This is a genomic window from Nesterenkonia haasae, from assembly GCF_010119385.1.
Taxonomy (GTDB): domain Bacteria; phylum Actinomycetota; class Actinomycetes; order Actinomycetales; family Micrococcaceae; genus Nesterenkonia; species Nesterenkonia haasae.
In genome coordinates this window covers 432,375-446,157 of the sequence record NZ_VFIE01000018.1, presented here as the reverse complement: position 1 = coordinate 446,157, position 13,783 = coordinate 432,375, and the positions used below count along the sequence as shown (strand labels likewise).

At 62.7% G+C, this 13,783-nt stretch carries 10 protein-coding genes and 1 pseudogene; 1 reads left to right on the top strand and 10 read right to left on the bottom strand.

Features of this window, described 5'->3' with window-relative positions; all coding sequences use genetic code 11:
- Positions 1-9: 9 nt before the first annotated feature.
- Both FH975_RS05485 and FH975_RS05480 read right to left on the bottom strand, forming a co-directional pair.
- Positions 10-1,248 carry an acyl-CoA dehydrogenase family protein gene (locus FH975_RS05485; RefSeq protein WP_162320430.1) on the bottom strand — a complete coding sequence of 413 codons (1,239 nt, stop codon included), beginning with the start codon at positions 1,246-1,248 and terminating at the stop codon, positions 10-12.
- Between the two features lie 37 nt (positions 1,249-1,285).
- The gene (locus FH975_RS05480) at positions 1,286-2,017 is read right to left on the bottom strand and encodes a response regulator (RefSeq protein WP_162320429.1); all 732 of its coding nucleotides are present in this window, start codon (positions 2,015-2,017) and stop codon (positions 1,286-1,288) included.
- Positions 2,018-2,112: 95 nt separating this feature from the next.
- Here FH975_RS05480 and FH975_RS05475 point away from each other — a divergent pair, with 95 nt between their 5' ends.
- Entirely contained in the window at positions 2,113-3,327 is a 1,215-nt protein-coding gene (locus FH975_RS05475) for a sensor histidine kinase (RefSeq protein ID WP_162320428.1), read from the top strand.
- Between the two features lie 197 nt (positions 3,328-3,524).
- On the opposite strand, the gene FH975_RS05470 is transcribed toward FH975_RS05475, so the two are convergent.
- The 8 genes and pseudogenes from FH975_RS05470 to FH975_RS05435 form a co-directional block, all read right to left on the bottom strand.
- Entirely contained in the window at positions 3,525-4,007 is a 483-nt protein-coding gene (locus FH975_RS05470) for a hypothetical protein (protein ID WP_162320427.1), read from the bottom strand.
- 57 nt (positions 4,008-4,064) lie between these two features.
- Positions 4,065-4,604: an NUDIX hydrolase family protein gene (locus FH975_RS05465; RefSeq protein WP_162320426.1), complete on the bottom strand. Its 540-nt coding sequence runs from the start codon at positions 4,602-4,604 to the stop codon at positions 4,065-4,067.
- Between the two features lie 32 nt (positions 4,605-4,636).
- The gene (locus FH975_RS05460) at positions 4,637-6,514 is read right to left on the bottom strand and encodes a hypothetical protein (protein WP_162320425.1); all 1,878 of its coding nucleotides are present in this window, start codon (positions 6,512-6,514) and stop codon (positions 4,637-4,639) included.
- 42 nt (positions 6,515-6,556) lie between these two features.
- Positions 6,557-7,183, bottom strand: coding sequence for a DedA family protein (locus tag FH975_RS05455; protein ID WP_162320424.1), 627 nt, complete (start codon positions 7,181-7,183; stop codon positions 6,557-6,559).
- Between the two features lie 8 nt (positions 7,184-7,191).
- On the bottom strand, positions 7,192-8,247 hold the full coding sequence (locus FH975_RS05450; protein ID WP_328821789.1) for a pseudouridine synthase: 1,056 nt from the start codon (positions 8,245-8,247) through the stop codon (positions 7,192-7,194).
- A gap of 10 nt (positions 8,248-8,257) precedes the next feature.
- Positions 8,258-8,824, bottom strand: a complete 567-nt coding sequence (locus tag FH975_RS05445) for a VOC family protein (protein ID WP_162320423.1) — start codon at positions 8,822-8,824, stop codon at positions 8,258-8,260.
- A gap of 75 nt (positions 8,825-8,899) precedes the next feature.
- Positions 8,900-13,510: an ATP-dependent helicase gene (locus tag FH975_RS05440; RefSeq protein WP_162320422.1), complete on the bottom strand. Its 4,611-nt coding sequence runs from the start codon at positions 13,508-13,510 to the stop codon at positions 8,900-8,902.
- A gap of 43 nt (positions 13,511-13,553) precedes the next feature.
- Positions 13,554-13,783 (bottom strand): annotated as a pseudogene (locus tag FH975_RS05435) (hypothetical protein); the annotation flags it as partial.

Here is a 13,783-nt window from a genome sequence, read left to right as displayed (position 1 = left end):
AGGCGTCAGCTACGCGAAGGCGGAGAAACCGGTGAGGTCGCGGCCAATAATCAGTGACTGAACTGACTCTGTTCCCTCATAGGTGTGTGCGGACTCAATGTCCGCCATATGCCGGGCTACCTTATTGCTGAGCAGAATCCCGTTTCCGCCGAGCATGTCACGTGCCACTTGAGCAATCTGCCGCGCCTTGCGGGTGTTGTGGAGCTTGGACATCGAAGCCTGCGGTCCGGAGAGCTTTCCGGCTGCGTCGAGCTCAGTGACCCGGCGGGCGTGCAGCTGCATGCTGGTCAGCTCAGAGACCATGTAAGCCAGCCGTTCCTGCACCAGTTGATGGGCACCGATGGGCTTAGAAAACTGCCTGCGTTGCTTGGAGTAGTTCAGTGCGGCTTCTACACAGGCTGCGGCATGGCCCACCGCGGACCATGCGACACCGAGCCGGGTGGCGAACAGAACAGTCGCGGCGTCCTTGAAGGTCTTCGACAGGGGCAGCACTGTCTCAGCCGGCAGCTCGACGTTTTCGTACTGAATCAGGGCCTGGTGGATAGCGCGCAGCGAGGCCTTGTGCTGAATGACCTCAGACCTGTAGCCCGGTGTCTCCTGAGGTACGAGGAAGCAACGCACGTTACCGTCATGCTCTCCGCCGACGACGCGCGCCCAGGTGAAGGTGATTCCGCCTGAAGCTCCGTTCCCGATCCACTTCTTGGCTCCGTTGATCACATACCGGCCGGTGTCCTCATCCCCATGGAGTTCGGCGGTGGTCTCTAAGGACACGGAGTCGGATCCGTGGGTGGGTTCGGTCAGGGCAAAGGCACCAAGGGTCTCGCAGGAGACCAGCTTGGCCAGATGATCGGCCTTCTGAGCTTCAGAACCGAACAGTGCCAGGGTCCGGACGGCAAGACCGCCCTGGACTGCCAGGGCCGTGTTCAATGAGCCGTCAATACGTGAGGTTTCCATGTTCACAAGGCCTGCCGCCATGGGAGAGAGGGTTTCCATCCCGAGTTCGGAGACATCGACGCCGTCCGTGAAGAGTCCCATGGTGCCGGCCTTGCGCACCAAGTCGGTGGGGTATTCAGCTTTTTCCCAGTGCTCCGTCATCCGCGCCTCGAGACCTTTCCCGAAAGATCGGGCTGCTGCCCACCACCGTGTGTCAGCCTCAGGGAGGTCAGCAAAGACTCCGTAGTAGTCCAGGTCTAGGGGAGTGGCGACGTCGTACTCGGGATCAATCACAGAATCAGGCTCATGTGTCATAAAGCACATGTTACCGGATAGTCACTAACCTGGGGACTCAGTTGAGTGAAGGTTCCACCAGGCCCAGTTCAACACCCCGGATGAGCAGCTGGACGCGGTCCCGGACATCTAAGCGTTTCATGAGGCGCCCCATGTATACCTTCACCGTCGCTTCCGAGACCAGCATCTTCTCGGCGATCTCAGCGTTAGAGCGCCCGGTGGCCAGCAGTTGGAGGCCTTCCAGTTCTCGTGCAGGTATGTGGGGGGCCTCCGGGAAGCGCTTGAGGGCCGTGGCGACCTGTTCGGGTTCGTTCTTCACCGCGATCATCAGTTGCCGCGCGACTGTCGGGGAGAAGACCGCCGAGCCCTCATGGACCTCTCGGATGGCCTCAATGATCTGCTCGGGTTCGGCGTCTTTGAGGAAGTAACCCCCAGCCCCAGCGCGCAGAGCCGGAATCACATACAGCTCGGTGGAAAATGTGGTGATGGCGAGCACCGCGGTGTCGCCGTGTTCTCGACGGATAGCTCGGGTCGCTTCGATCCCACCCATTGACGGCATGTGCAGATCCATGAGGACTACATCTGGGTGAAGATCGCCGCACATTTCAACGGCAGTCTCTCCGTCGTGGGCTTCACCCACACATTCCAAACCTGGGGCAGAGTCCACGTAGGTGCGCAGTGCCGTGGACATCATAGGGTGATCGTCAGAAATGAGGACCCGCACCGTGCCGTTGGAAGGCGGCTGAGCGCCCGACGAATCAGTGTCAGAGCCCGGGAAGGCGTTGGTCATGTCTTCCATCCTATGCCCCCGCCCCCTAGGAGGCCTGGTCATTCGCTGGTCACAGCCGGGGAAACGTGCGAGAGAAAGTCTCTAGACTGGCGTGCATGCCTCAATCAGCTCAAGGACCTGCTCAATCCCTCGTCGAAGAATTCGAGGCCGGTGGCTATTGGTCCTACCGTACCCTGAACAAGGGCCTGCTGGTGGTGGTCACCCTGGGTTTCGGCATCACTCTGGGTGTCGAGGTGCTCTACGAGGTGGTTGCCAGTGAGGAGTTCTCGCCCGGGCCCGCAGTCGCAGGTCTGATGGCTGTGGCATGTGTGATCCTGCTGTGGATGAGCCTCACCATCGGCGTCACCGCAGGTCTGGCGATCCTCGCGCTGGCACTGTTCATTGGGCACGGCATGTTTTCCATTGTGCTGGCGCTGCTGCTGACCGGCCTCGCCGCACTGGCGACGACGAAGCGTTTCCGCCGGGGAACACTGGCGGTGATGCTGCTCTGGGCCGGGGCGTATTCGGTGATGCTTGATGATTTGGCTACAGCCGGCCTGAGCTTCGCAGGGATCAGCGGAGGGGTTCTTGTGGCCTACGGCATCGGATCGGCTTTCCGTCGCGCCACCAACTCCAGCCTGCAGTCTTCCCGCAACCTTGAGGAAGTGGAGGCACGTCATGCGGTGGCCACCTCAGCTGAGCGCCGGTCGATTGCTCGTGATCTCCACGACATCGTGGCCCATGACATCACCATCATTGCCATGCAGTCCCGCGCAGCGCAGGTAAAAGACACCGATGAGGCATACCGGGAGGCTGTAGAGGTAATCGGCAACTCCTCCAGGGTGGCGCTGAACGACCTCCGGAGGATGCTGGCGGTGCTCAAGGATGACCAGATCCCTGATGAGGCCGTCAGCCCGCTCACTTCCGCCAGCGAGCTTGACGTGCGAGTTGGTGCTGAGGTCTTTGCAGAGGAACTCGAGAGTCTGGGGATCACCGTGCACCTGAGTATCGACGGTGACTTGGATTCACTCACGAGGTCGGTCAGCGCGGCTCTCTACCGGATGCTGCAGGAGTGCACCACGAATGCGGCAAAGTTCGCCGGACGGGGCGCAGAGTGCTGGATCGCAATCGAGGTCACCGATGAGCACGTCAGCATGTCTGTGACCAACACAGTGCTCGTGCCGGAGCGCAGCCTACCGGGTTGGGGAGAGTCCGGAGCGGGTCTCAGGGGCATGCAGGACCGTGCCGAGGCATTCGGTGGTGTGATGACCAGCGGCTACGACGACCAAGATCGCTGGGAGGTCCGTGTGACAGGAATCAAGAAATCCTGAGCGCCGAACTTTATCTATAGACAAAAGTGGACTAGTCAGACGGCGCCCGAGGTAACAGAATCTATGGGTGCGGTGCACTTCAGGTGCGCCCACATCAGGTGGGATTCGAGCACCTGGAGTATCGGTGCAACGGCTTCAGAATAGGCTCATCCGACCTGTGGCTCGGGCGGTGAGAACGGCACCGCCCGAGCCCTCAATCATGAAGTGGGTGGGTCGGCTGGCTGCTCAACACGCGCTAGCGGCTGGGCGATCCACCGGCCGAGACCGAGCAGCACACCGGCGGGAAATCCGACGATCGGGATCAGCATGGGGATCAGTCCGCCGGCTCCGGCGAAGAGCACCACCGGGCCGTATAGCAGCCCTACCAGGATGTAACCCAAGGCATGCGCAACGGGGTTGAGGTGATGTCGCAGAAGCCAACTCACCAGGAGTGTGCCGGGAATGCCCACCACGACCGCTGCGGCGGCCAGGAGCGGAATCAGGGGGGTCAGGTATCCTTCGCCGTCCAAGCCCGGGACGAAGGACAGTCCCAAGAGGATGGCGCCCATCAGTGCGGTGGGAACGAGCCATGAGACCGTCCATCCCACGGCACCTAACGTGAGTCGAGGCCGCGGTGAGTCTGGTGAGGTGGTTCCGCGGCGGCGTCGTCCTGCGGATTTTTCCGGAGCTGGTGTAGTCATGACGTGTCTTAGCCTTTCGCCGCGTACGCGCGGCTGCAATGGTCGCTTCGGCTCAGTTCACTGAGTGTGGCCCACATGGGCCAAGGCTTGGCGGATCAGCTTTTCCCGCCCGCCGATGAACTCCGACTGGACTTCGGGGCTCAACGCCTGTTCAGGTGAGAGCCAGGACAACTCAAGGGCGTCCTGACGCGCGGAGCACTCACCATTGACAGGCACAATGTACGCCAGGGAGACGACGTGTTGGCGGTCATCCACCAAGCCCGTCTCCGAAGGGTAGGGGAAGTACTCGGCCACGGTGAGGGGACTGGGGGAAGCCGGCAGTTGGGGCATAGCCATGGGGCCAAGGTCTTTTTCAATATGTCGAATAAGCGCGGCACGAATAGTCTCGCGGTAGAGCACCCGTCCGGAGACCACGGTTCGGTAGACACGTCCGTCGTCGTCTGCGGTGTAGAGCAGACCGACTTCAGTGACGTAGCCCAGTGAGTCGAGCCGAACGGGAATGGCTTCTACGTACACCATGGGCAGACGGCGTCGGGCCTCATAGAGGTCCTCTTCATTGAGCCAGCCGGGGTGGGGATCGGGAGTGCGGACAGACATTCCACTATGTTCTCATGAGCTCGCCGCGTTGATCAGATGATGTCTTCGAGTGGGCGGCCCATTGCTGCTCGGCGTTCTGCGTGATTGATTCGATAACGACGGGACTGGGTGCAGAGGATCACAATGAAGGCGCCCATGGCCGCCCCGATCGCTATCCAGACGCTGGTGACCTCGCCCAGGATGCGGGGGAAGATAAGCCAAAAGAGCCCCCAGGCCAGACCGAGCGCTATGGTGATTCTGCCGCGTTCGGTCATGGAGTAGAACGCTGCGGTCCATACGCACACCAACAGTCCGATCCCGGCCCAGAGCAGTGCGGGAATTCCGGGTATGTGCCACCCCTGATGAGTCAGCCAAACTGACAGCGCGCTCATCACCTGGACTAGGGCGAAGCCGTAGAACAGTCCGAGGATATCGTCTGTGAGTTTGCGCTCAGTATCAGAGCGGGCGGTGTAGAGATTGAACTGCCGGATGGCCTCCGTGAGTACTCCGGCGATGATCGCTGAGCTGAGCAGCGTCAGGGTGAATATCCCGGTGTACAGCGAGGCGGTCACCACCAGCATCAGGATGGAGGCTGTACCCACAAACCAGCCTGAATGCTGCTGCCGGGGTGTGGAGTGCTGCGAAGCTCTCCATTGGTAGCACGCATGGATGATCAGACCGACGGTGATTAACGGCCAGAGCCAGTACCAGTTGTAGTCGGGTGAAAGCAGTGCATGCTCTCCTGAGAACCATCCTTCTGAATGTGCCTCGTAGAGGCCGCGCTGGCCCAGAATTGCAGGGTCTTCTTCACCGGAACTGAACCAACCGAACATCCAGAGAGTTGAGATGACGGCTGCCAGAGCTCCGAGGCTGACGAAGACTCTCCGCGCCAGATCCCATTGAGTCGGCTCCGGGTCCGGACTCCGGGACGGCAAGCTGTAGGGCGGAATGTAGGTGAATAGGTCTTCTTCATCGTCGGCGAACTCCGCCGACTGCTCCCGGTACTGGTCTCCGATGTACCCTGAGCCGCCATAGGGGCGCGGGGAGAACTCCCCGGTGGCCTTTTCGATGGCGGCGGCCTTCTGCGCAATGACCGTCCGCTGACGCTGTTCATCGAGTTCACGGCGTGCTGGGGGAGCCGGTGGCGTGTCCGGTGCGTCTCGATAGGCGGGCAGGACGGTGGTTTCCTCGGTCGAGGCGTCGCCGGGCGCCCGGTGTGCCGGATCGTGTGCTTCCCCGTTCATGTCCGGGGACACGACCGGGATGGCGTCGGTGAACAGCTGATGTTCCGGCCGCTGGTCCGCAGGGGGCGGCTTGGGGAGGGAAACCTGCGGGGCAGCGGCAGCGGCGTCGGTATGCGTGGTGGTCTCGGGCAGGTGGCCTCCGCTGCGGCGGGCTCTGCGCGCTACTGTTCCAGCAGGCGGGGCGGCATCGGTAGGAGGCTTACCCTGAGTGGACTCCGGCTCCGCAGGGGCCTTGGCTGTTTTGGCAGCCTCCACGCGGCGTCGAGCATGGCGCAGCTTCCGGGTGGACCACCAGCTCTTGGCGCGCTCATCCAGGGTGTCGAAGAATCCGCCCAGGCCGGTGTCGGGCCCTGAGGACACGGCGACCTTAGGGGCTACGCCAGTGCGCACTGGAGGTTCCGCACGGTTATTGCCTGCGGGAGTCTCCTCTGCCGAAGCATCCTCAGTGGGGAGCCCTTCTTCGGGACCGTTCTCTGCGGTGTCACCGCGGGTGTCCTCACCATTCGGCTCCCTACTCGGGTCACCGACCGCAGGGTTTTCAGCTTCGGACGCTTCAGAGGTTGTCTGCGCCTCACTCTGTTCTTCGGCGGTGCTGGGTGGGCTGACAGGCTGCTCTTCTGTCGGTGCATCGGGCGTGGTTTCGTCGTCAGGACGTGCGGAGGCGTCTGGGCTCGTCGGCTCGGACAACTGCTGCCTCCCTTGAGGAATCATGTATGCATCACGCACTTTTTAAGGGTTTTGGTCAACTGTCGATGTTCTCACTGAAGTCTGGCTGCGAGCACGACGTTGACTCGAGACTCGCAATGCAACAATCAGAGCCACTAGCGTACCGATACCAATGGCGGTCAGGGTGCTCGCCCAGGGGGGTAAGTCAGTAGTTGTTCCCGTAATGTAACCTAAGCCGACCAGCCAGCCGCTCCAGATCACCGCTCCCACGAGCGCCAGCGCGGCTGTGGGCCGCCAGGGCAGGCGCATCATTCCTGCTGATGCCATTGACGCTGCTCGTCCCCCAGGTATCCAACGGATCAGCAGCAGGCCGGTCCACGTGGTCGCGGTGCCCCCACGGATTGAGGCACGCACCAGCATCCTGTGCAACCGTCGGCCCCATCGCCACCGGTAGAGCAGCCTGACGAGCTGGTAGCGGCAAAGTGCATAGAGCACCAGGTCTCCTGCGAGACACCCCAGTGTGGTCGCGATCATGACCCACGTCAGGGACAGGTGACCAGCAGAGGCCATGGCGCCTGAGGCGATCACCATCACCTCTGAGGGAAACAGTGGGACCAAAGCGGTGAGAGCTACGAAGAAGGCCTGCAACGGCAGCAGCCACCCGCCCCATGCATCGATCAGCTCGACCATTTATCCCCTTAGTGCTCCCCTGCCACCTCCGGATCCATTGCGACCGGGGCCTCGACTAGTCTACGTGTCGACCTGAAGACTCGTGGCGCGCCGGATAACGGATCGGTAAAGCTCAGGCTGCGTGCCAGCAGTTGCAGCGGCGCGTTGAAGTCATCGGGCGCGTCGTCCCACAGGTCCGGGTAGAAGCGGTCGTGCAGGATGCCCAGACCGAGCATGGCCATGTGGATTCTCAGCTGATGGGTTTTCCCTGTCAGCGGTGTCAGACGGAATAGGCCCAGATCGGGTCCCTGGGCGTGCCGCGGTGGCGGACCGTATCTGAGCAGTTCAATGCGGGATGATGAGTTCGCACCGGGGATCGGATCGGTGCGGCGCCTGCCTTTGACACGGTGCCAGCTCTCATGCGGCCGCAGCCCGGAGTCTGCGGTGTCGTAGCTCACAAGCTGGCTGACCACCACGCCTTTGACTTTCTCAATCCGGTTCCGGACGGTCAGCGGAAAGCGCGCAGCCAGATTGCCGGGGGCATCGTTGAGCGTACTGACGCATTCGTAGGTTTTGCTCACTCTGCGGTTCTCAAACAGCAGCTGGTAGGCCCCGCGCGTCTCGGGGTTCTTGGCGAAGATGACGACACCTGCGGTGCCGCGGTCCAACCGGTGGATGGGCACCAAGTCAGGCATATTCAGCCGATGGCGCAGTCTGACCAGGAGGGATTCTTGGACGTAGCGTCCTGCTGGGGTGGTCGGCAGAAAGTGGGGTTTGTCGACTGCCAGGAGGTGTTCGTCCTCGCACAGGATTTCTTCCTGCACCGGCAGTGGGGGCTCCTCAGGCAGCGAGCGGTAGTACCAGATGAACTCGGCGGCGTTCAGCGGGCTGTGTGTGCCCAGCGGGATGCCGGCGGCGTCGACTACCTCGCCGTTGTGAAACCGAGAGGTGATCCCTGCGGGATCGATATGCCCAAAGGTTTCCAGCACGTATTCGTGGATGGTGCGCCAGGGGCCGGTGTCGGGGATGCGCAATCTGGTGGCGTTGACACCGTTGCGGACTGGAAGCGGAGACTTCTGCGGCACTGAGCGGAGATCAGCCCCACTCGGGAGCTTTAGCCTGGGCGGCGTTGGCTGCGGAATCCGCGTCCTCCGGGTTGGGGGCACCACGCGGGTGGTTGATCTGCCAGGTCATACCAAAACGGTCTTGGACCCAAGCGAAGTTCTGGGCGAAATCGTAGTCACCGGGTTCCATCAAGTACTCGCCTTGGTCCACAAGAGAGCCGGTGATGCGGTGGAATTCCTCTGCAGTGTCCACGACCACGGCCATTGACATAGAGGGTGTGAAGTCGAAGGCGTGTTTGACCAGGGAGTCCTGGATCATCAGGATCTGGCCACCGATCTGCAGCTGAGCGGTGGCCACGAGGGTCTTGTCCCAGTCCACCACAGTTTCCATCGCGGCTGTGTCATCTCGGGTGCCTGCTGGTGATTGGGCTGCCGCCTCGGATCCTGCACCCTCGGATGTTTCGGGGTTGAAGATCTCTGTGCCTTCCGGGTGATGCATGATCTCCAGGAGCTTGGCGTCGGGAAACGTGGAGAGGTATAGGTCGATGGCTTCCTGGGCGCGGCCCTGGAACATCATGAATGGCAGACACAGAATCATGCGCCCAGGTTAGCCCATGGGGATGAGAACTGAGTGGGAATTACCCGGAGAGCGTGAGAACTGATGGCCGCAGCCTCAGGGTGAGAGCCGCAGTCCGGAGGGGCTCGAGTGGAAACCTGCGCTTTTCAGCGAGTCGCCGAAGGGATGCTGCAGGACGGGTTCACCATTGATCCTTTCTACGGCCAGTTTGGAAGACCTGGCTCTGATCAGAGCGTTGACCAGGGCCTTTGCTGCAGCCTCACGGACCGTGTGATTCTGCGTGTAGAGCAGCATGGTGCGTCCGCCACGTTCCATGTAGAGCACCAGTTCGCCACCGCAGATGACGACGACGGCGCCTGCTTTCCTGCCCGGGCGGGCTTTGGTGGCGGGTTTCCCCTCCACTGTGGGTCCAACAGGCCAATCCAGGGCCGCCCCGAAGGGGTTGGCTGGGTCAGTGGCGGCCAGCGCCACCGGGGTGGGGCGGCGGTTCGAGTAGGGGTCCTCACTGCGTTCCAGCTCCTCGGAAATCTCCCGGAGCCGGTCAATGGTGGAGCTGACGGTGAATTGGGCTGCCCCCAGGTGTTCGATGAAGTAACCGCGGCGGACTCGCCCGGCTTCCTCAGCAGCGGCGAGTACCTTGTACACCCCGGTGAAGCCACCCGGAGTCTGTTCGGCGACTACGGAACCGCGAGTGAGGACGCCGTAGCGGTCCAGCAGGATCTCTGCCCTGGCGTGTGCGACTTCTGTGGCTGGGGCCTCAGATGTGAGCACCACTTGCCAGCGTCCGCCAGTGCCTGTCGCGGCTGATCCGCGCGCGGCAGTCACTGCCTGACGCAGCGCCGTCCGGCGGGAGACCCTGCGGCTCCTGGTGGTGGGTTTGGCCTTATGCGCCGTGGAGCCACTGCCCATAAAGGTTCGCAGAGGTGAGTAACTGTCCGGGTGCACACGTCCAGCCCAGAACAGCTCCCAGAGCGCCTGTTGGCAGGTGAGTGATGAGACGTTGTCCAGTTGCGCTGCGATCGCTTCAGGGAACCATGCACCTCCGCGTTGCAATACGTGGAAGACTTCTGCGGTTAATCCTTCCAGGGTGGGGACGTCCCGTCCGGCGCCGATCAGTGCAGCCTCTTCGGCGGGGTAGAACGCCAACCACCCGTCATGACCGCTGAGGGCGCCGTGGCCTGTGGTGATGAACTCCCCGCTTGAAAGGAGGGAGTCGAGCATTGCGGAGGAGTAATCGCTGACGCGGGAGGGAAGGATGAACGACTCCCAGGCGCTGGCTGGTGCCGGTAGACCGGCAAGCTGGGCCAGAACCTCAGCCAGACCGGACTGTCCGTTAACCCGGGTGGCACTGGTGGTGAGCTGCCATTCGCCCAACAGCTGGGCATAGGCTCGTGGCGCTACTGGCTCCACGGCCGCCCGCAGCGCAGCCAGCGACCGGCGGCGGATCCGCCGCAGCATCTCAGCGTCCACATATTCGGCGTCGGCTTGGGCCTCAGGGGTGAACAGGCCCTCCACTACGCGCGACTCTTGGATGAGCCGCCGCAGCACATCTACCACGACCGCTATAGGCAGCCCCAAGTGCGCACTGACCTGCTCGGAGGTGAAAGGCCCGTGGGTGCGGGCAAAACGTCCGATCAGATCACCGAGAGGGTCTGCCAAGGGTTCCAAGAACGTATGGGGAACGCCGGGGGGAATATTGACCCCGAGCCCATCACGCAGCCGGGCAGCGTCCTCAACGGCGGCGAACCGCTGCTCGCCTTGAAATGTCACAGGGATAGCCCGTTGGGCGCTGACAAGCTGCTCAGCGTAGTTCTGTGCCTCGACGGCGGTGACTGCGGCCTCGTCGTCTTCGCTGGCCCGCATCCGCAGGGACAGCTCTGCGGCACTGAGGGGCCCGAGCAGCCGCAGCAGATCCGCAACGCTCTCCGGGCCGCGTCCCTCTCCGGAGGGAAGCCGCCGTTCAGGAGTCAGGCGCTGGGCATAGGCTTCGGCCTGGATGATGACTTCAGCGTCGAGGAACTCGCGCAGTTCCACCCGGCCCAGCAGCTCGTTGAGCAGTGTTGGGTCCACACTCAGGGCGGCGGCACGGCGCTCCGCAAGAGGGGAGTCGCCTTCATACAGGTACTGGGCGATGTAGCCGAACACTATTGACTGCGCGAACGGTGAAGGTGTTGCAGTGGTAGCTTCCACCATCCGCACAGTGCGCTGAGCGATCTTCCTGGTGAGCGTATCCAGTGCGGGAAGGTCGTAGACGTCCTGCAGGACTTCCCGCATGGTCTCCATAATCATGGGAAAGTCTGAGTATTGGTGGGCGACTTCCAGCAGCTGGGAGGACCGCTGGCGCTGTTGCCACAGAGGTGTGCGCTGCCCAGGCCGGGTCCGTGGCAGCAGCAGCGCCCGGGCGGCAGATTCACGGAATCTTCCCGCGAAGAGGGATGAGCTGGAGACCCGGCGAATCACCAGATCTTCGAGTTCATCGGGCTCGAAGGTGAACAGTTCAGCCCCGGGTGGCTCATCATCCATCATGGGAACCCGGAGCACGATTCCGTCATCTGAGGCGAACGCGGCGCCGTCCAGACCATAGCGTTCATGGAGACGTTCCCCGACGGCCAGCGACCATGGTGCGTGGATCTGCATCCCGTAGGGGGAGTGCAGGATGATCCGCCAGTCTCCGAGTTCATCCTTGGTCTGCTCCAACACCAGGGTGCGGTCTGAGGGGACTGCACCAACTGCGTCATGCTGATCAGCCAGGTACCGCACCAGGTTCTCCCGGGCCCACTGGTCCAAACCGAGCGCTGCGAGCCGTTCCGTGGCCTTCTCTGCGGGGGCGGCGTGTATTTCGCGGGTGAAGGCTCCCAGAGCCTCTCCGAGCTCTGCCGGTCGTCCGATCCCATCGCCGCGCCAGAACGGCAGGCTCGCCGGTTGGCCGAACGCGGGGGAGACCAGGACCCGGTCGAATGTGATCTCCTCGATCCGCCAACTGGTCGCGCCTAGCGCGAACACGTCTCCGATCCGCGACTCGTAGACCATCTCCTCATCGAGCTCGCCCACGCGGCGCCCGCCAGTGCGCGTATTTTCGGCACCCACCAGATAGACCCCGAACAGTCCTCGATCGGGGATGGTGCCACCGGAGGTGACCGCAAGGCGTTGGGCGCCGGGCCGGCCGGTGATCGTTCCGGCATCCCGGTCCCAGACAATGCGTGGACGCAGATCAGCGAACCGGTCAGAGGGGTACTTGCCAGCCAACAGGTCCAGGGTGGACTCGTATGCGGAACGCGGAAGCGATGTGAACGGTGCGGACCTGCGCAGAACCTCGAACCAATGCTCCACATCCAGGGTGTCCATGGCAGCAGCGGCGATGGTTTGTTGGGCCAGAATGTCCAGCGGGCTGCGCGGGATCTTCAGGGCTTCGATCTTGCCGGAGAGCATTCGTTCCACAACGACGCTTGAGCTCAGCAGATCACCGCGATGTTTGGGGAAGAACCACCCCACCGAGACCTCACCCACTTGGTGCCCTGCCCGGCCCAGCCGCTGGAGGCCGGAGGAGACCGCGTGGGGAGCCTCAACTTGGATGACCAGATCCACTGCTCCCATGTCGATTCCCAGTTCAAGGGAACTGGTGGCCACCACGCAACGCAGCCGGCCGGACTTCAGGTCACCTTCGATCTGTTTGCGCTGCTCTTTGGACACTGACCCGTGATGGGCTTTGGCCAACGCCGGGAGCTCATTCTCATCTTCATCAGCTGCGTCAGTTGGCGAACTTCCCGTGTCACGTTCGGCGTGGATCTCATTGATCCGGCCGGTGAGCTTCTCAGCAAGTCGCCGGGAGTTCACAAAGGCGATCGTGGAGCGGTTCGCTGAGATGAGGTCCACGACTCGGTGCTCCACATGCGGCCAGATGGAGGGCTGCAGGGGGGAGCCGTCATCGCCGTCGGCAGGCTCAACCGTGGGGGAGGCCATATCTGGGACCGGTACGGAGACGGTGATGTCCCACTGCTTCTCCGAGGGTGGGGCGATCACCTCCACGGGCTGACGGCCGCCGAGGAACCGGGCGACCTCCTGCCGCGGTTCTACGGTTGCGGAGAGCCCGATGCGTTGGGCGTTCTTGGAGTGATTCTCCGTGGCCTGCAGTTCATCCAGCCGTTCCAGGGACACTGCCAGGTGAGCACCCCGTTTGGTGCCGGCCAGGGCGTGAATCTCGTCCACAATCACAGTGTCGACCGTGCTCAGCGTCCGCCGTGCCTGTGAGGTGAGCATGAGGTAGAGCGACTCCGGGGTGGTGATCAGGATGTCCGGTGGGTTCCGCACAAGGTCCCGGCGCTCCTTGGAACTGGTGTCCCCGGTGCGCACCCCCACGGTCACCTCTCGTGGCGCTGAGCCCAGGCGTCTGGCTGTGTGACCGATGCCGACGAGCGGGCTGCGCAGGTTACGTTCGATGTCCGCGCCGAGTGCCTTCAGAGGTGAGATGTAAAGAACTGTTGTACCGGCAGCAGGGGCGCTGGCGGCGTCGTTCTGCTGTTGGCTCATCAGGCGGTCAATGGACCAGAGGAACGCTGAGAGTGTCTTGCCAGATCCGGTGGGCGCGACCACCAGCGCGTTCTTCCCTTTGGCGACAGCATCCCAAGCACCAGCCTGCGCGGCGGTCGGCGCACCGAAGGACGCGGAGAACCACGTCCTGGTCGCTTCTGAGAACTGCTCAAGAGCCATAGTGTCCACTGTAGAACTACCTACCGACACGCTCGGTGGCGCCTCATCTGGCAAAGCGGAGTATCTCCTCGCGGCGCAGCGGACGGTCAAACAGCGGACCATCAGGCTCTATGGGACGGCTGTCGCAGAGCCCGCCGAGGGACACGGGATCGAATCCCATCAGCATCAGCAGGGTCATCACCCGACCGCGGGCTTCACCGTCATCACCAGCAAGGGCTACGGCGCGACGCTGCTCCAGTGGCAGGTCAGGATGCGCAGCCGCTTCAATATCGT

Bases quoted from the DNA above. Each gene is read 5' to 3' on its own strand.
- FH975_RS05480 (WP_162320429.1), bottom strand. From the start codon at position 2,017: ATGACCAACGCCTTCCCGGGCTCTGACACTGATTCGTCGGGCGCTCAG.
- FH975_RS05455 (WP_162320424.1), bottom strand. From the start codon at position 7,183: ATGGTCGAGCTGATCGATGCATGGGGCGGGTGGCTGCTGCCGTTGCAG.
- FH975_RS05445 (WP_162320423.1), bottom strand. From the start codon at position 8,824: ATGATTCTGTGTCTGCCATTCATGATGTTCCAGGGCCGCGCCCAGGAA.
- FH975_RS05440 (WP_162320422.1), bottom strand. From the start codon at position 13,510: ATGGCTCTTGAGCAGTTCTCAGAAGCGACCAGGACGTGGTTCTCCGCG.
- FH975_RS05470 (WP_162320427.1), bottom strand. From the start codon at position 4,007: ATGACTACACCAGCTCCGGAAAAATCCGCAGGACGACGCCGCCGCGGA.
- FH975_RS05485 (WP_162320430.1), bottom strand. From the start codon at position 1,248: ATGACACATGAGCCTGATTCTGTGATTGATCCCGAGTACGACGTCGCC.
- FH975_RS05475 (WP_162320428.1), top strand. From the start codon at position 2,113: ATGCCTCAATCAGCTCAAGGACCTGCTCAATCCCTCGTCGAAGAATTC.
- FH975_RS05465 (WP_162320426.1), bottom strand. From the start codon at position 4,604: ATGTCTGTCCGCACTCCCGATCCCCACCCCGGCTGGCTCAATGAAGAG.